The organism is Campylobacter sp. BCW_6873 (assembly GCF_001762365.1).
GTDB classification, from domain to species: Bacteria; Campylobacterota; Campylobacteria; order Campylobacterales; family Campylobacteraceae; genus Campylobacter_D; species Campylobacter_D jejuni.
Map to the genome: position 1 here is coordinate 30,955 of NZ_MJWS01000057.1, position 18,297 is coordinate 49,251.

General features: G+C 29.8%; 16 protein-coding genes and 1 pseudogene. 12 read left to right on the plus strand and 5 right to left on the minus strand.

Translation table 11 applies throughout. From position 1 onward, the window contains the following. The 8 genes and pseudogenes from purQ (at window position 1) to AJ932_RS03530 (ending at window position 7,296) form a co-directional block, all read left to right on the plus strand. Window positions 1-673 (plus strand): annotated as a pseudogene (gene purQ, locus AJ932_RS03495) (phosphoribosylformylglycinamidine synthase I). Further along, window positions 645-1,841 carry an SH3 domain-containing protein gene (locus AJ932_RS03500; protein WP_044779934.1) on the plus strand — a complete coding sequence of 399 codons (1,197 nt, stop codon included), beginning with the start codon at window positions 645-647 and terminating at the stop codon, window positions 1,839-1,841. Before purQ ends, AJ932_RS03500 begins: the two are co-directional and overlap by 29 nt. Then, window positions 1,822-2,514 carry a lysophospholipid acyltransferase family protein gene (locus AJ932_RS03505; RefSeq protein ID WP_044778765.1) on the plus strand — a complete coding sequence of 231 codons (693 nt, stop codon included), beginning with the start codon at window positions 1,822-1,824 and terminating at the stop codon, window positions 2,512-2,514. Before AJ932_RS03500 ends, AJ932_RS03505 begins: the two co-directional genes overlap by 20 nt. Next, the gene (crcB, locus tag AJ932_RS03510) at window positions 2,508-2,876 is read left to right on the plus strand and encodes a fluoride efflux transporter CrcB (RefSeq protein WP_002855143.1); all 369 of its coding nucleotides are present in this window, start codon (window positions 2,508-2,510) and stop codon (window positions 2,874-2,876) included. The genes AJ932_RS03505 and crcB overlap by 7 nt, the downstream gene beginning before the upstream one ends. Window positions 2,877-2,948: 72 nt before the next feature. Continuing rightward, a complete protein-coding gene (htpG, locus tag AJ932_RS03515; RefSeq protein ID WP_002921604.1) occupies window positions 2,949-4,775 on the plus strand; it encodes a molecular chaperone HtpG in 1,827 nt (608 codons plus the stop codon). Further along, on the plus strand, window positions 4,772-5,089 hold the full coding sequence (locus tag AJ932_RS03520; RefSeq protein ID WP_002861250.1) for a rhodanese-like domain-containing protein: 318 nt from the start codon (window positions 4,772-4,774) through the stop codon (window positions 5,087-5,089). Before htpG ends, AJ932_RS03520 begins: the two co-directional genes overlap by 4 nt. Continuing rightward, window positions 5,089-5,523: a hypothetical protein gene (locus tag AJ932_RS03525; protein ID WP_070233415.1), complete on the plus strand. Its 435-nt coding sequence runs from the start codon at window positions 5,089-5,091 to the stop codon at window positions 5,521-5,523. The genes AJ932_RS03520 and AJ932_RS03525 overlap by 1 nt, the downstream gene beginning before the upstream one ends. Before the next feature lie 3 nt (window positions 5,524-5,526). Continuing rightward, a complete protein-coding gene (locus AJ932_RS03530) occupies window positions 5,527-7,296 on the plus strand; it encodes a Na/Pi cotransporter family protein (protein ID WP_070233416.1) in 1,770 nt (589 codons plus the stop codon). Here the strand turns inward: AJ932_RS03530 and AJ932_RS03535 are convergent. The 5 genes from AJ932_RS03535 to mltG all read right to left on the minus strand — a co-directional run bounded on the left by AJ932_RS03535 (window position 7,293) and on the right by mltG (window position 11,427). Then, window positions 7,293-9,101 carry a peptidoglycan D,D-transpeptidase FtsI family protein gene (locus AJ932_RS03535; RefSeq protein ID WP_044794220.1) on the minus strand — a complete coding sequence of 603 codons (1,809 nt, stop codon included), beginning with the start codon at window positions 9,099-9,101 and terminating at the stop codon, window positions 7,293-7,295. The genes AJ932_RS03530 and AJ932_RS03535 overlap by 4 nt on opposite strands. Window positions 9,102-9,107: 6 nt before the next feature. Next, on the minus strand, window positions 9,108-9,404 hold the full coding sequence (gene fliE, locus AJ932_RS03540; protein ID WP_002856884.1) for a flagellar hook-basal body complex protein FliE: 297 nt from the start codon (window positions 9,402-9,404) through the stop codon (window positions 9,108-9,110). A gap of 6 nt (window positions 9,405-9,410) precedes the next feature. Next, window positions 9,411-9,905, minus strand: coding sequence for a flagellar basal body rod protein FlgC (gene flgC, locus AJ932_RS03545; protein WP_002855235.1), 495 nt, complete (start codon window positions 9,903-9,905; stop codon window positions 9,411-9,413). A 9-nt stretch (window positions 9,906-9,914) separates the two neighbouring features. Then, window positions 9,915-10,346, minus strand: a complete 432-nt coding sequence (gene flgB, locus AJ932_RS03550) for a flagellar basal body rod protein FlgB (RefSeq protein ID WP_002854879.1) — start codon at window positions 10,344-10,346, stop codon at window positions 9,915-9,917. A 79-nt stretch (window positions 10,347-10,425) separates the two neighbouring features. Continuing rightward, on the minus strand, window positions 10,426-11,427 hold the full coding sequence (gene mltG / locus AJ932_RS03555) for an endolytic transglycosylase MltG (RefSeq protein WP_044778761.1): 1,002 nt from the start codon (window positions 11,425-11,427) through the stop codon (window positions 10,426-10,428). On the opposite strand from mltG, the gene AJ932_RS03560 reads away from it, so the two are divergent. The 4 genes from AJ932_RS03560 to sucC all read left to right on the plus strand — a co-directional run bounded on the left by AJ932_RS03560 (window position 11,342) and on the right by sucC (window position 18,295). After that, window positions 11,342-13,912, plus strand: a complete 2,571-nt coding sequence (locus AJ932_RS03560) for a DUF3971 domain-containing protein (RefSeq protein WP_070276572.1) — start codon at window positions 11,342-11,344, stop codon at window positions 13,910-13,912. The genes mltG and AJ932_RS03560 overlap by 86 nt on opposite strands. Window positions 13,913-14,027: 115 nt before the next feature. After that, window positions 14,028-16,232, plus strand: a complete 2,205-nt coding sequence (locus tag AJ932_RS03565) for an NADP-dependent isocitrate dehydrogenase (RefSeq protein ID WP_070278848.1) — start codon at window positions 14,028-14,030, stop codon at window positions 16,230-16,232. Further along, window positions 16,229-17,131: a malate dehydrogenase gene (locus AJ932_RS03570; protein WP_070278847.1), complete on the plus strand. Its 903-nt coding sequence runs from the start codon at window positions 16,229-16,231 to the stop codon at window positions 17,129-17,131. Before AJ932_RS03565 ends, AJ932_RS03570 begins: the two co-directional genes overlap by 4 nt. Then, entirely contained in the window at window positions 17,132-18,295 is a 1,164-nt protein-coding gene (gene sucC / locus AJ932_RS03575) for an ADP-forming succinate--CoA ligase subunit beta (protein ID WP_002855069.1), read from the plus strand. It abuts the gene before it with no gap. The last annotated feature ends 2 nt before the right edge of the window (window positions 18,296-18,297 follow it).

Genomic DNA, 18,297 nt, shown 5'->3' on the forward strand with positions numbered 1-18,297 from the left:
ATGAAAGTTGCTATTATTAGATTTCCAGGGACAAATTGTGAATTTGATACAGCTTATGCCTTTGAAAAACTTGGAGTAAAAACGCAGATTGTTTGGCATGAAGAAAAAGAATTTGATGCAGATTTAGTTGTTTTGCCAGGCGGATTTTCTTATGGAGATTATCTAAGATGTGCAGCTATTGCAAAACTTGCTCCTGTTATGCAAGGTGTTTTTAATCATGCAAAAAAGGGAGGATATATCTTAGGTATTTGCAATGGTTTTCAAATTTTACTTGAAAGCGGTCTTTTAAAAGGTGCAATGAAGCATAACAACAATCTTAGCTTTATCTCAAAAAACCAAAATTTAAGAGTAGTTTCTAATGATAATGCCTTTTTGAAAAATTTCAAAAAAGATGAAATTATTAATTTGCCAATTGCCCATGGAGAGGGAAATTATTACGCTGATGAGGCTACTTTAAAAGAATTGCAAGATAAAGATCTTATTACTCTAAAATACGAGTCAAATCCAAATGGTTCTGTATTTGATATCGCAGGAATTTGTGATGAAAACAAAAAAATCTTTGGACTCATGCCACATCCTGAGCGTGCTTGTGAAAAAGTTCTAGGTAATGATCTAGGTTTGAAAATGCTTAAAGGCTTTTTATTTTGAAAATTTTATTAACTTTAGTTTTTAGTGTTGTTGTATTGTTCGGCAGAGGTGAAATTTCTGTATTTAGCGGCCAAGATGAAAATATGCAAAAAGAATTACAAAAATTACCCCAAGAAGAACAAAAAATTTATCAAAATATTCCGCCAAGCGATGAAAATAATGACTTTGAAAGCAATGTAGATGATCCTTTTATAGCTAAAGGGAGTTTGGTTCTTACAAATGATGAATATCCAAGTAGGGTATATGTTGGAGAAGTTTTTCCTATTACGATCTATGCTCGCACTACGGAAAATACAAAATTTGATTTTAACATAAGCGTAGAAAAAACTAATTTATCTTTTTTAAATCCAGATGCAAAATGGGAATTTATCAATAACGAATATAAAACAACTTTATGGTTTGAAGCTAAAAATTCAAATGCTAGTTTGAGTAAAATTTCTATCAAACTTCTTAGAAATAATGAAGCTTTTCAAGAGGCTGATATCAATCTTAATCCTATCAAATTTGAAAATACTTTATCCAATAAAGATTTTTCACACCTTGTGGCAAGTTCTTTGGAAATTAAAAAAGTTAAAGCGAGTTATTTTGATGATGCTAATATCATTATGATGGTAGAACTAAACGCAACCAATACAAATCTTAAAAGCTTTTTTATAGAAGGAATTCAAAAGCAAGGCATTGAAAATTTAAAAGGGGATTTTAATGCTTCTAGTGCTTTTTATTATGCTATTTTGCCATTAAGTAAAACAAATTTTGAATTTTCGTATTTCAATAAGGACAGTAAAAAGCTTGAAAATATAAATTTAAAACTAAAAATTAGTGACGATGAGATCAGCACTCAGAGTGATTTAAATCCTGTAAATAAAGACTTAAATATTTATAAACAATATACCTTATGGTTTTTAGCGGTTTTATTTGGAGCTTTATTTGTATGGAGAAAAAATTACATTATTCTGGCTTTGGCAGTTGTTTGTTTTGCGCTTAGTTTTCTTGTGGATACCAATACTCAAAATGCAATTATCAAGGCTGGTTCTAGGGCTAAAATTTTACCTACAGAGCCTTCAACTTATTTTTATACGGCAAATGCAGATGAAAAAGTAGAAGTTTTAGGCAAAAGACAAAATTATATTAAAGTACTGTTTTCTGATGGAAAAATAGGTTGGGTTAATAAAGATGATTTACAAAAAAATTAAAGCTCTTTATTTTTGGATTTTTTTTGTTTTAAGCGTTGCTTTGGTGGTTTTTTGTTTTTACTTTACAAAATCTCAAAACACACTTTGGAAAATCCGCAAAATTTGGGCTAAATTTCAAAGATATACCATCTCTTATAAACAAGAAATCATTGGTACTTTTAATCCACAAGCTCAGATGATTTTAATGAATCATCAAAGTGCTTTAGATATCATTGCTTTAGAAGAATTATATCCTAAAAATTTATGCTGGATTGCCAAAAAAGAATTAGGAGAAATTCCTATTTTCAAAGTCGCTATGAAAAAACCAAAACTTCTTTGTATAGATAGAAAAAATCCGCGTGATTTGGTACGAGTTTTAAAAGAAGCAAAAGAAAGAATTAGCGAAGATAGGGTTTTGGCTATTTTTCCAGAAGGAACTAGATCTAAAAATGAAAAAATGCTTAAATTTCAAAGTGGAGCAAAAATTTTAAGTGAAAAATTAAATCTTAAAGTTCAGCCTATTTTAATTGTGGATTCTGCAAAAATTTTAGACACAAAAAGTTTTAGTGCAAGCAGTGGAGTACTTAAAATCATTTGTATGGATTTAGTCGATACAAATGATGAAAAATGGCTTGAAAACACCAGAAAAAAAATGCAAGAATTGCTCGAGCAAGAAAGAGCTAAGCTTTGCTAAATACCCTTTTAGTTGTTGGTTTTGGGGGATTTATAGGGGCAATCTTAAGAATGCTTTCTATAAATTTAGTGAATAAATTTTTTCCTTATTCTATCAGCCTTGGAACTCTTTTTGTTAATGTTTTGGGTTCTTTTATCATAGGACTTTTGTTTTCTTATGCCCAAAATAAAGGTTTATCTCCTTTGCTTAAAAGCTTTATAAGTACAGGTTTTTTAGGAGCTTTTACAACTTTTTCTACTTTTTCTTATCAAAATTTACTTCTTTTGCAAAGTGGAAATTATCTTCATTTTGCGTTAAATATTATCTTAAATGTCTTTCTTTGCTTATTTGCCGCATGGCTTGGTTTTATAATTTTCAAATAAATCTTTAAATTTACTTTAGAATTTGTATTTTTTGCTAAAATACCACTTTAAAAAATTACAAAGGAGATTAAAATGCAATTTCAAACCGAAGTAAATCAGCTTTTACAGCTTATGATACACTCTTTATATTCTAATAAAGAAATTTTTTTAAGAGAACTTATTTCAAACGCAAGCGACGCTTTAGATAAGCTTAATTTTTTGAGTGTAAGTGATGATAAATATAAAAGCTTAAAATTCGAACCTAAAATTGAAATCAAAATTGACAAAGATAAAAAAACTTTAAGCATTAGTGATAATGGTATAGGTATGGATAAAGATGATCTTATCAACAACCTTGGAACCATAGCAAAAAGCGGTACTAAAAGCTTTTTAGAAAATTTGAGCGGTGATGCTAAAAAAGATTCTCAACTCATAGGACAATTCGGAGTAGGTTTTTATTCTGCTTTTATGGTGGCTAGTAAAATCGAAGTTTTAAGTAAAAAAGCTTTAGATGATAAAGCTTATCTTTGGAGTTCTGATGCAAATGGTTATGAGATTGATGACGCAAACAAAGAAGAACAAGGAACAAGCATTACTTTATATTTAAAAGATGATGAGTTTGCTAATACTTATAAAATCGAAAGCATTATTGAAAAATATTCTAATCATATTCAATTTCCAATTTTCATGGAAAAAGAAGAATTTACTCCTGCTAAAGAAGGCGAAGAAGAAGGGAAAACTGAACTTAAAATTTCTCAAATCAATAAAGCCAATGCTTTATGGAGAATGCAAAAATCAAGCCTTAAAGCAGAAGATTATGAAAGATTTTATGAGCAAAATTTTCATGATTCAAACAAACCTTTACTTTATCTTCACACTAAAAGCGAAGGAAAATTAGAATACAATTCTTTATTTTTCATACCACAAAATGCACCTTTTGATTTATTCCGTGTGGATTATCAAAGTGGCTTAAAACTTTATGTAAAACGCGTATTTATCAGTGATGACGATAAAGAACTTTTACCAACTTATTTGCGTTTTGTGCGTGGGATTATCGATGTAGAAGATTTGCCGCTTAATGTAAGCCGTGAAATTTTACAAGAAAATCAAATTTTAAAAGGTGTTAAAGAAGCTAGCGTTAAAAAGATTTTAGGTGAACTTGAAAAACTAAAAAACAATGATAAAGAAAAATACTTATCTTTCTTTAAAACCTTTGGCAAGGTATTAAAAGAAGGACTTTATGGTTTTGGTGGAGAAAAAGACGGTCTTTTAAAACTCATGCTTTATAAAAGCACTAAAGGTGAAAATTTACGCTCTTTAGAGGAGTATAAAAATGACCTTCAAGGCGAACAAAAGGAAATTTTTTATATAGCAGGAAATAATGAAAGTTTATTAAGAACCTCTCCTTTGCTTGAAGAGTATAAACAAAAAAATATAGAAGTTTTACTCATGGACGATGAGATTGATTCTTTAGTAACTCCTATGCTAGAATTTGAAGGTTTGAAATTTGTAGCCATCAATCAAGTAGAAGATAAAAATGAACTAAGTGATGAAGAAAAAAATACTTTTGCTCCACTTGTAGCTAAATTTAAAGAACTTCTAAAAGATCAAGTTGAAGATGTAAGACTAACCAGTCGTTTAAAAGATAGCCCAAGTTGTATAGTTTATGATAAAAATAAACCTGATTTTGCTATGCAGCAACTCTTAAAACAAATGGGTCAAGAGCAAAATTTCAAACCTATTTTAGAAATCAATCCAAAACACGCTATTTTTACAGGTCTTAAAAACAACGAAACTTTTAGCGCAGATATAGCAACCCTAGTTTTAAATATGGCAAAACTAAGCGAAGGTATGGGCGTGGATAATCCTGCTGAATTTAATGCAAGCCTTACAAAAATCATCAACAAGGCTTTTTCATGATAGAGAATATCCCTGCAAGTCTTTGGACAAAGCAAGATTTAAACGCATATCAAATTTTTGATGTGCGCACTCCTTTAGAATGGGAAGAAGGTATTTTACCTAATGCGCAATGTGTGGCTTTATATGATAATAAAGGGCTTTTAAATGCTAAATTTTTAGATGAATTTCAAAGTAAAAGAGATGAAAATAAAAAACTTGCTTTTATTTGTCGTAGTGGTCATAGAAGCATGGTTGCAGCTGAATTTATAGCCGAAAAATTGGGACTTGAAAGCATTAATTTAGATGGCGGCATGCTAGCCCTTAAGGGTTATTAATGCTAGGAATTTATTTACTCATAGCAGCTTTGTCTTTTTTAGCTCTTTATTTTGCTGTTAAAAAGCTTACTTTAAATATAGATGAGCGAACTCTTTTAGAGCCTATTAAAATGGATATTTATCCGAAATTTTGTGATTTAATCGATGAAAAAATCAGAGAATTTAAAGAAAATATCCAAAATACTAATTTAGCATTAAAAATTTCTTATCAAAAAGATGAATTTTTAGAAAAACTTGGGGATTTAAGCAGGGAGCTGACTTTCATACAAACCATGAATTTGAGTAATAAAAACGATAGTATTTGGCAAAACGAACTTTTTTCTTTTTTAAAAGAATTAGAAAATTTATTGCTTGAGTATCTAGAAAAAGGGGAAGAAGAAGCTGAAAATTTAAGAGAATTTCTGATGAATGAATTTGAAAAACTAAAAGGTTAGGCATTGCAAGAGGAAAGAAATTCTTTAAAATATTTTAAATTTATTTCATGGAGCATTTTTACTTTAGTTCTGATTTTTATTTTAATTCGTTATGATGGGCTTGCCAATCTTTTAGCAGGAGTGGCAATACTTCTTATTGGAATGACTAATTTAGGTATAGGTTTTAAAGCTTTTAGTGGTGGTTTGCTTGAAAAAATTTTAGCAAAGTCAACTGATACAAAGATAAAAAGTATACTTTTTGGTACTTTAAGTACTTTAATTATGCAATCTTCAACTTTAGTTTCTATTATTACGATTTCTTTTTTGAGTGCAGGGCTTATTTCTTTAGGTGCGGGCATAGGGATTATTTTTGGAGCAAATTTAGGAAATACGGCAAGTTCTTGGCTGATTGTTGGTTTGACAAATATTAAAATTTCAATGTTAGCTATCCCACTTTTGATTATTGGAGTATTATTTTTCTTTCAAAAAGATAGTGTTTTAAAGGGTTTGGGTAATATTTTTATTGGTATAGGATTTTTCTTTTTGGGTGTGGATTATATTAAAAGTGGTTTTGAAAATTTTAAACATATAATTGATCTTTCTCGCTTTGATTTTGCTGGTTTTAAAGGAGTTTTTGTTTTTTTAGGATTGGGTGCTTTGCTTACAGGAGTTATACAATCAAGCACAGCTACAATGGCTATTATTGTTGCTGCTTTACTTGCTGGACAAATCAGTTTGGAAAATTCCTTAGCAGCAACTTTAGGTACTAGTGTTGGAGGGGTTGTAACGGCTGCTTTAGCTTCTTTAAGTACCAATATTGAAGGAAAGAAATTAGCGTTTGCAAATTGTATTTTTAATTTTGGTATAGCTTTTTTAATAGTGCTTATTTTTCCTTATTTTATACATTTTCTTAATTTTTTATCCATTGTATTAAACATAGAAGATATAGCTTTGAAAGTAGCATTATTTCACACTTTGTTCAATTTAATTGGTGTTGTGCTTTTTTCATTCTTTACTCCTCAAATTGTTCTTTTTTTAAATAAGTTGGTAAAAGCTCCTAAAGATAAGAATAAAGACAAACCTTTATATCTTGATAGTAGTTTGGTTAAGTTTAGCGACACAGCCATCGAAGCTTTAAGGAAAGAAAGCGAGCATCTTTATAACAATACCTATGCAATTGTTGCTCATGCTATAGGTTTTAGTCGTAAAGATATACAAAGTGATAAAAGTTTTAAAGAAATTTTAGAAAATAAAAGGTGGTTTAGTAAAAATGTGGATTTGGACTATTTGTATCAAACTAGGATAAAGGTTCTTTTTGAAGCTATTATTGATTTTTCAACTAAAGCACAAGTTTATATTAACGATGAAGCAAAGAATCATAAAATTTTTACCTTTAAGATGGCAGCTAAAAATTTAGCCGAAACAACTAAAAATTTAAAAATTATCCAAGCAAATATTAAGAAATATTCTAGTTCTTCTAATGAATTTTTGGCTTTAGAGTATAATAAAATTAGATCGAATTTAGGAGAGCTTTTAAGAAGTATCGAAGAGCTTAGAGTGGTTGAAGATCGTGAAAAGCTTTATTTGATTATTAAAAATCTTCAAAAAGGAAAAGAAATTTTAAAAGAAATCGATACTTTAACCTTGAGCAATGTTGAACATCTTATTTCGGTAAGAAAAATCACAACAGCTGAAGGAATTTCAATACTTAATGATACAACTTTTGCTGCTAAGATTGCTGAAGAACTTATAGGTGCTGTTGAGGTGATATTTTCTAAAGATATATCAAACTAGTTGTTTGTGCTAGTTTGGTTATTGTCTTGTATAGGCGTTAGAAATTCTTCATTGATTAAAATATCAACAACATCTTTAAACATAGGCAAAGCGCTTTGTGCAGCATAATAACTATAAGGTTTAGTAGGATGTCTTACGAGAACTCCTATGGTATAGGCGTGATTTAAATCATTTGCAAAACCAAAAAAGGATGCATTGTAGCGATTTGAGGTGTAACCTTGTCTTTCGGCTATTCTTGCCGTTCCTGTTTTACCTCCTGCAATAATACCTTGTGTAATTGCTTTTTTTCCTGTTCCTTTTTCTATAACATTTATAAGAACATTTTGCATCGTTTTAGCAGCTTCGCTAGAAAGAATTTTTTCTTTTTTTACATCATTATCAAGATTTGTAAAGCGTCCATTTTGATAGAATTTTTCAGCTAAACGCGGTGTGATATAAAACCCATCATTGTTGAAAACATTATAAGCCGCAAGGAGTTGTATAAAGGTTGTTTTAAGTCCATAACCATAACTTAAAACAGATTTTTCTATATCTCTTAAGCGCTTAGGATTTGGAATTTCTCCTTTTTGTTCATAGGGTAGGTCAATACCACTTTTTTCGCCAAATTTAAATATTTTAAGTCCTGATACGATTTCTATATTGTTAAGTCTTTTAGCAATTTGTATCATGCCTATATTTGAAGAATATCTTATAACTTCCTCCATAGTCATTTTGTCCATTTTGTGATCGTCTTTGATGGTGAAACGTCCTAGCTTATAAGAACCGCCATAAGTATTAATTACTTCATCCATTTTTATTTTACCAAGTCTTAAGGCTGTTGTAAAGATAAAAGGTTTGATAACAGAACCTGCTTCATAGCCGTATTCTATAGCGCTTGCATTAAGAACTGATAGATCTTTTCCACGATTTTGCGGGTCATAGCGCCTTGAGCTTGCTAAAGCTAAAATTCTTCCTGTTTTGCTTTCCATTACCCCAACGATGATTTCATTGGCTTTTAAATCCTCATTTCTTTGATCTATGGCTTTTTCTATGCTTTTTTGTAGTTTTAAAGAAAGATTTAAATATAAATCACAACCATTGATCTTTTTTTGTTGTAGTGAATTTAGATTTAAAATAATATTTCCACCTATATCTTTAAGTCCTTGAATTTTTTCATTTTGAACAGGACTTAGACATTCATCGTAGTATTTTTCTAAACCTTTAACTCCTATATTTTTTAAAATTCCACTTTCTGGATCTAATATCATTTTAGTATAACCGATAATAGGAGTAAAAGAATCTTTTGACATGTAAATTCTATCTTCTTCATGTTCGATGATATTTAATCCTCTTGTTTCAACTCTTCCAGAATTATTTGTAAAAGCTTTGAAAAAGCCTTGTATATAAAGTTTTTTAGCAAGGTCTTTAAGGTAGCTTGCTTGCTTGGAATCTAAGTTTTGTAAAAGAACAAAATTATAAGAGCGTTTTTTTTGATTTTGCATTCTTTTTTTAATATCTGCTATTTGATCGTTACTTATCCCACTATAAATTTGAAAAAGCTTTAAAAATAGATCAAATTTATCTTTGTTGATACTTCTAAGATCAATTTCAGCGCGATAAATTTGTTTAGAACTTGTGATAGTAAAATTATCTTTAGTTATAATCGATCCTCTTAGAGCAAGAGCATATTGATCTTTTTCAGTGTTAGGTATATGACGTTTTGATGTAAGAAAAAAAGTAGAGCTGATAAAAATAATCATAAACAAAAGTGCCATGCAGTAGGCAAAGGCAACTTTTGAAACCCTATTTTTTTTATATTCTTGCATTAGGGTTTAAATTTGAGTTCTTGTGATTTCTTTATAAGCACTGATCGCTTTATTTCTTACTTCTAGCATAAATTTCATACTGCTTTCAGCTTTAGTGATAGCTATAGCTGCTTGATGTAAATCTTTTACTTGTCCTGTGGCAATGTCTGTCATTGCAGCTTCTCCACTTTCTTGTGCTTTATTTAAATCATCGATTTCATTTTTAAGCATCTTGGCAAATTCATCACCAATTCCTGTGGAATTTTGACTTTTGTTGGTATTTGAAATATTATTATTTAATCTTAAATCATTAATATTGTTCATTTTTTATTATCCTCTTAATAAATCAATCGCACTTTGAGCTATAGTTTTTGCACTTGTAAAAGCACTTACATTGGCTTGATAAGCTCTTGTAGCTTCAATCAAATCTGCCATTTCAATAACAGGATTTACATTTGGATACGCTACATAACCTTCAGCATTTGCATCAGGATGGCTCGGATCATACTTCATGCGAAAATCTTTGTCATCTCTGACCACTTTATCCACTACAACACTTTGAATAGCAGGTTTAGCTTCTTCTGGCGAACTTGGATCATTTAAAGGATTTTCATATTTTAAAAAATTATTATCTTTGTTAATTTGCTCATTTAAAAGCTTATCAAAATCTGTTGCTTTAAAGATCACTTCGCGTCTTCTATAAGGCCCACCCTCAGCTGTTCTTGTAGTGTTTGCATTAGCTATATTAGAGCTAATAACATTCATTCTAAAACGTTGAGCACTTAAACCATAACCACTAATATCAAAATCACTTAAGTATGCCATAATTTACCTTTAACTTAATTTAGAGCTTGCGTCAAGTATAGAACTAAAGATATTGCTTTGTCTTCTTAAAACTCCATCAAGAGCTGTTATCATAACTGTATTTTTGCTCATTTCTGTGGTTTCTACATCTAGATCAACAGTATTTGCATCATTTCTTGCTAAATGTCCGTCTCTTAAGTAAATAGTAGATTTACTAGGATCTGGAAATTTCCAAGGTTTTTGATGTCCTTCTTCAGTTACGGCTAATTGCAATTCTTTATTATCATTTTTTTTAAAAATTTCATTTGCACGATTTACCAAAGCTGTTTCAAATTCAATATCTCTTGCTTTATAAAAAGGAGTATCAACATTTGCAAGATTGGCATTGATGAGTTGATTTCTTAGATTTCTACCCGCTAAAGCACCAGTGACTAGTTCTTTTGACTTAAATGGGTTAATCATTTTTTATCCTTTTTATAATTTTTAATATTAGCAAGCAAATACTGTTCCAATTTAATTATTTTGTATAAAAATATCAAAATTATTTTCCTTTTTGTAAATTTATAGCTTTATTGTGATCATCTATATTTGTGTTAAAAATATGAACTCCAGTATTTTTATCACGCACAAAATATAAATAATCTGTTTTTAAAGGAAAAATAGCTGCACGAATAGCAGCTAAAGAAACATTACAAACCGCTTCTTTAGGCAATCCCGTAAATTTATAGGTATTATAAGAGCTATTATCTTGTCTTATTCTTTGTGGGGTAACTTTTACATGGGAGTAAATTCCATAATTTAAAGTTCCATCCATTTGAAGCTTCATACCTTTTTTAAGTCGATTGTAAATTACGCTTGCAACTATAGGCATTTCATTTTCATTGGCAGCTTCTTTTTGTATTACAGAAGCGATGATGATATATTGGTGCCATTTTTTTGGATTATAATCCCCAAAAATTTTCTCAGAAGTTTTTTTATTGGAAATTTCAGCATGATTTAAAAGCATTTGAATGAGTAGATTTTCTGTAATGCCTTTTGGGATTTTATAAGTTTCTGGTAAAAAAACTCCTTCATCATAAGGAGCTTGAGCTTGAAATTCTTTTAAAAGTATATCTTTATCAAGTCCAAGTTGTTTGGCTGCTTGTTCTAAAAAGATTACACTTGTTTCCCCTGGGATAAGAGTAATGGTTTGAAGTGCTGCTTTAGCAATAGTGAGTTTATGTAGAAATTCAGCTCTATTTAAATCTTTTGTACCTATGTTGATCCAGCCTGATTGAGGGTGTCCTAAAAAAAATAAAATATATTTATCAATACTACTCATCTGATATTTATTTTGCTTTAAATATGTTATAATTTGAGAAATTGAACCTTGGGGAATAAATACCACAGAATTGCTTTTTAAAGGCTGAGTTAGATAATAAAAAATCCCCAAAATAAATATCAAAAAGAAGTTGCGTATGAAAAAGAAAATTTTATATATTGTTGTATTTTTTGTTGTGCTTATATTAGCTTTGTTTATAGTGCTTAAAAATGGGATTGTCATCTCTAGTATCCAATTTGATTTTTTAAAATTAGAACAATTATATATTAAATTAGATAAAAAATTAATTGTACGAGCAAAAAATATCACTATAAATGAGACTCAAAATTCCGAAATTTCATCACAAACTCACTCTTCTGATAATGCTTCAACAGAGATTTTAAAAATAACAAAAAATTTAAAATATCTATATACTTTTGTTGAAGAGATTGATATACAAAATTTAAATATAAAAGATAATCATGTGCGTATTTTATTTAAAGATAATGAATTTTTTATAGATAATGATTTATTGTTTTTAAAATTAACATTACAGCGTCAAAATAAAGAACTTATAGCTGGTATTAAAAAACTTTTATTAAAAGATTATGATTTAAATATTGATGGAAATTTAAGTATCAATACTAAGAGCGAGTTTTATTATTTTCAAGGTAGAGCAACTGGAGAATTGCTTGACTTTAACGCAAGTATCTCTTACAAAGATAAAAATTTAGCTTATAAAATAGAAGATTTAAATATTAGAAATATTACGGAAATTTTTAAAAGAGTTAATAAAAGAATAGAACTTCCACAGAGTTTAAATCTTTGGATGGCATATAGGGCTAAGGGAGAATTTTATCATTTAGATTATTTGCAGGGCTTTATAGATTTTACTAAAAATAATTATTATTTAGACAATATTAGCGCATCAGGTTATGTTAATAATGTCAAAGTTCGTTTGGATGATAAAATGAATGCTATTGAAATTCCAAAACTCGATTTAAATTTAAACAAACAAAAGCTTGATTTTGTCTTTAATAAAGCTTTCTATAATGGTGCTGATTTAAGTTCTAGTAAGGTTTATCTATATGATTTATTTGATGAAAAAAAAGCTGGGATTTATTTGCGTATTAAGTCTAATAATCTAAAATTTGACGAAAAACTTGCTAAAGCTTTGGAAGATTATCATTTTTCATTACCTTTTTATCAAAAAAGCGGAAAAATTAAAAGTGATTTAGAGCTTAAAATTGATTTTCATGATAAGGGTGAAATTTTTTATAGTGGTATTTTAGCTTTAGAGAATGCTAGTATTTCTTTGGCTGATTTTAATATTGCAAAAGCATTTGTCAAATTAAATCAAAATAATTTAAATATAGAAAATGCTAGTGTTGAAAATGGCTTTTTAAAAGCTGATTTTAATGCTAAATTTGACTTGCAAAAACAGCAAGGAAATTTCAATACTCAGATTTCAAGGCTTTATTTTGACAATGGGGAGCTTTTAGATTTAAAAAATCAAAATGTAGAAGTAAAATTAGATTATTCGCAAAATGTTAACATTAGCATTCCTCAGTGGAATTTGATTTTAAATTTTAAAGATGGACTTGAGGCTAATCTTAGTAATCCTAAGATTTTATTTTCATTTTCTCCATTGCTTAAAAAGTTTGGGTTTATCGATGCTAAAAATGTTTATTATAAAACTTTAAATTTCGAAGATTTTAATGCAAGCGTTAATGATGCTTATTTTAAAAATAATTTACTTATCAACGGTCAAACTCCTTATGAAAATGATAGCTTTGATATTGTAAAAAATAAAGGCATTATAGAAATTCATACTCAAAGTGATACAGCAAGTGCTAAAATAAGTTCTGATAATAAAGAAATTCATTTGAAAAATTTAAGTTATATTTATAGAAAAGATTCCAACTCTTCAAATTCAACATTTGATATTTCTACTAATACCCAAAATATTAGTTTTGGTGGAGCAAATGTAGCTTTAATTTTGCCAGATTCTAATAAAACTTTGGCTTTTGATAGGGTAGAGGCTGATTTAAAAGGCAATGCTTTGGATCTTAAAGGTTCTAGAGGAAATGCAAAATTTGATCTTTATTATTCTTCTAATGATTTAAATTTAAACGTTAGCAATATTGATGATAATTATTTAAATGAGTTTTTACAAAAACAAGCTGTTCAAGATGGAGTGTTTAACTTAAGTATAAAAGGAAGTGGATTGGAGTATTTTGACGGACAGATCGATTTTAAAAACACTTATGTGAAGGATTTAAAAGGTGTAAATCAGCTTATTTCCTTTATTGATACTGTACCAAGTTTATTGATGTTTAAATCTCCAACTTTTAATCAAAAAGGTTTAAGCTTGCATGATGGAAAGATTATTTTTAATAGGAAAAAAGATCTTTTAAGTGTTTCAGCTATTAATTTAAATGGCGATAGTGTAGATATATATGGTTTAGGATCAGCAAATTTAAGATTAAATACAGTGGATTTTAGTTTAGAGCTTAAAACTTTAAAATCAGCTTCAGAAGCTATATCCAAGGTTCCAATTTTAAATTATGTAATTTTAGGTAAAAATCAAGAAATTAGCACAAACTTAAAAATAGATGGAAGTATAGATGACCCTAAATTTCATACCGAAATTTTAACAGATACCCTAAAAACCCCTTTTAATCTTATTAAAAATATCATACAACTTCCTGCTAATTTGCTTAATTAAAAATATTTAAAGTTTGTTTGAAAACTAAAACAAACTTTAAACTTACTCTTGCATTTTTTTTTATTTGTAATATACTTAAAAATGAAAATAAAAATAAGTTTTTAAAGGACTAAAAATGCAAATTACTTATACCTTAACAGATGAGTCCCCAGCTCTTGCGACTTATTCGTTTTTGCCTATAGTGAAAGCTTTTTTAAGTAGAGCGCATATAGAAGTAAAAACCTCGGATATTTCTTTATCTGGAAGGATTTTAGCTACTTTTAGTGAGTATTTAAAAGAGGAACAAAGATGTGAAGATGCTTTAGGGCTTTTAGGCGAGCTTGTCAAAAGATCGGATGCAAATCTTATTAAAACCCCAAATATTTCAGCTTCTATTCCTCAGCTTAAGGCGGCGATTAAAGAATTGCAAGTTAAGGGTTATATGTTACCAAATTACCCAGATGAGCCAAAAAATAATGAAGAATTGCAAATTAAAACAAAATATCAAAAAGTTTTAGGTTCAGCGGTTAATCCTGTATTAAGACAAGGAAATTCAGATCGTCGTTCAACAAAAGCAGTAAAAGACTATGCAAAAAACAATCCTTATCGTGCGGTTGAGTTTAATCCAAACTCAAAAACTCGTGTTTCTTACATGAAAGAAGGGGATTTTTTCTCTAATGAAAAAGCGGTTTTAATCGATCAAGATTGTGTGGCTAATATAGAATTTACAAGTATTGATGGTAAAAATGAAATTTTAAAAGAGGACTTAAAACTTGAAAAAAATGAAATTTTAGACGCTACTTTTATGGATGTGCAAAAACTTCAGGAATTTTATGCAAAAGAAATTAAAGCAAGCAAAGATGATGATGTGCTTTTTTCTTTGCATTTAAAAGCTACAATGATGAAAGTAAGTGATCCTATACTTTTTGGTTATGCGGTAAAAGTATTTTTTAAAGAATTATTTATCGAATTTCAAGATGAATTTGAAAAATTAGGTATTAATCCAAATAATGGTTTAAGTGAGCTTTTAAGTAAGATCGAAAATTCAAGTAAAAAAGATGAAATTTTAAAAAAATACAATGAAATTTTAGCTAAATCTGCAGATATTTCTATGGTAAATTCAGATAAAGGCATTACAAATCTTCATATTCCAAGCGATGTTATTGTTGATGCTTCTATGCCTGCAATGCTTAAAAATGGCGCAAGATTGTGGGATAAGGAAGGTAAGGAAAAGGACACAAATGCCGTAATTCCTGATCAAACTTACGCAACTATTTATGAAGCAGTTATTGAAGATTTGCATAAAAATGGTACTTTAAATCCTTCAAAACTTGGCAGTGTATCTAATGTAGGTTTAATGGCTAAAAAGGCCCAAGAATATGGCTCGCACGATAAAACCTTTGTGGCTAAAGAAGAAGGAGCTTTTAAAATAGTTTCTAACGGTAAAGTTTTATTAGAACATAAGGTTAGAAAAGGTGATATTTATAGAGTTAATCAGGCTAAATTTGATGCGGTGCTAAATTGGATTGATTTAGGTATAGAAAGATCAGAACTTAGTGGAGTCGAAGCTATTTTTTGGTTAGATAGCAAAAGAGCTAGTAATAAAATCATGATAACTTTGGTACAAAATCGTTTAAAAGAAAAGGGTAGAAATATAGCCATTTTAGCTCCAAAAGAAGCTTGTTTAAGAAGTTTAGAGTTAATCCGAGAAGGTAAAGATGTTATTTCTATCACGGGTAATGTTTTAAGGGATTATTTAACCGATCTTTTTCCTATTTTAGAGCTTGGAACAAGTGCAAAAATGCTTTCTGTTGTGCCTATGTTAAAGGGTGGAGCTATGTTTGAAACAGGAGCAGGGGGTTCAGCACCTAAACAAGTAGAACAATTAGTCGAAGAAAATCATCTGCGTTGGGATAGTTTGGGTGAATTTTTGGCTTTGCAAGCAAGTTTGGAATTTTATGCAAATAAGTGTAGTCATCATAAAGCTAAGGTTTTAGCAGAATGTCTTGATGAGGCTATAGGCGAATGGCTTGAAAATAATAAAGCTCCATCAAGAAAAGTTAAAGAAGATGACAATAGAACAAGTCATTTTTACTTAGCAATGTATTTTGCAAATCATTTAGCAAGACAAGCAAGTGATATGGAGCTTCAAAGCTTTTTTAAAGATATTGCCCTAGAGCTTTCTTCTAATGAAGAAAAAATCAGAGCCGAATTTAATGATGCACAAGGTGTGAAAGTGGATTTGGGTGGATATTATAAATTTGATGATGAAAAAGCAAATAAAATCATGCGTCCAAGTGCAACTTTTAACGCTATTTTAGAAAAAATAGGACAAAGATGAAAATTACTGTTATAGGGGCTGGTAATGTGGGCTCAAGCGTAGCTTATGCTTTGATTTTAAGAGAAATAGCAAATGAAATTGTTTTAGTAGATATCAATGAGGATTTACTTTATGCAAAAGAACTAGAACTTACTCAAAGCATAGCTGCTTTAAATTTAAATATAGATTTACTTTGCACTAAAGATTATACTCATACCAAAAATTCAGATATAGTGCTTTTTAGTGCAGGTTTTGCTAGAAAAGATGGGCAAAGTAGAGAAGAATTGCTTCAGTTGAATACAAGCATTATGCTTGATTGCGCTAAAAAAATTAAAGATTTTACAGAAGATCCGCTTTTTATTATTTTAACTAATCCTGTGGATTTTCTACTTAATACTCTTTATGAAAGCGGAATTTTTTCATCAAAGAAAATTATAGCCATGGCGGGAGTTTTAGACAATGCAAGATTTAAGTATGAGCTTGCCAAAAAACTTAATGTCAAAATGTCAAGCGTGGATACAAGACTTATTGGTTTTCATAATGATGATATGGTTTTGGTAAAATCTTACGCAAGTGTTAAAAATAAAAATATAAGCGAATTTTTAAATGAAGAAGAATTTGATGATTTGGAAAATGAAGTTAAAACAGGTGGAGCTAAAGTAATCAAACATCTTAAAACTTCAGCTTATTTAGCCCCTGCTAGTGCTTGCATAAGAATGCTTGAGTCCATAAGAAGTGGCGAGTTTTTACCCATGAGTGTGATTTTACATGGAGAATTTGGAGTGCAAAACAAAGCCTTGGGAGTTATGGCAAGATTAGGACTTGAAGGTGTGATTGAAATGATGAGATTAGATCTTAGTTCACAAGAAAAAGACAAATTGGAAAAATCTTTAATCAAATATCAATATAAAGGAGAATAAATGAACATACATGAGTATCAAGCAAAAGCAATTTTTGCGGATAATGGTATCCCTACCTTAAAGGGAAAAGTTGCATTTAGCGTAGATGAAGCTGTGGCTAATGCTAAAGAATTAGGCGGTAGTGTTTGGGCGGTTAAAGCTCAAATTCATGCAGGAGGCCGTGGTCTTGGTGGTGGTGTTAAAATCGCTAAAAATTTAGATGAGGTAAAAGATTATGCAAGTAAAATTTTAGGAATGAATTTAGTAACTCATCAAACAGGACCTGAAGGTAAGCTCGTGCAAAAACTTTATATAGAAAGTGGCGCTAATATAGTAAAAGAGTATTATTTGGCTATTTTATTTAATAGAATGGCAGAGCAAATTACCATTATCGCTTCAAGTGAAGGAGGGATGGATATAGAAAAAGTAGCCAAAGAAAGTCCTGAAAAAATTGCAAAAGTAGGCATTGATCCACAAATTGGTTTTAAAATGTTTCATGGACTTGAAGTAGCGAGAGTTTTAGGACTTGATAAAGATGAAGGCAAAAAACTTATTTCTATGATAGCTAAACTTTATAAGCTTTACATGGATAAAGATATGAATATGCTTGAAATCAATCCTTTAATTAAAACTGCAGAAGGGGATTTTTATGCCCTTGATGCAAAATGCAGTTTTGATGATAGTGCGCTTTATCGTCATCCTGAAATTGCTGAACTTAGAGATATTACTGAAGAAAATCCTGCTGAAAGAGAAGCGGCTGAATTTGGCTTAAGCTATGTGAAATTAGATGGAGATGTAGCTTGTATGGTAAATGGTGCGGGTCTAGCAATGGCAACTATGGATATTATTAATTATAGTGGTGCAAAACCTGCAAATTTCTTAGATGTAGGCGGGGGAGCTTCTCCTGAAACTGTTGCAAAGGCTTTTGAAATCATTTTAAGAGATAAGAATGTAAAAGTTATATTTATCAATATCTTTGGTGGTATTGTTCGTTGTGATAGGATAGCAAATGGAATTTTAGAAGCTACTAAGAATGTTGAGGTAAATATTCCAATTGTAGTGCGTCTTGATGGCACTAACGCAGCAGAAGCAAAGACAATTTTAGATAATTCAAATCTTAAAAATATCAAAGCAGCAACCAATCTTAAAAACGGTGCAGAGCTTGTAAAAAGTTTAGTAGGATAAGG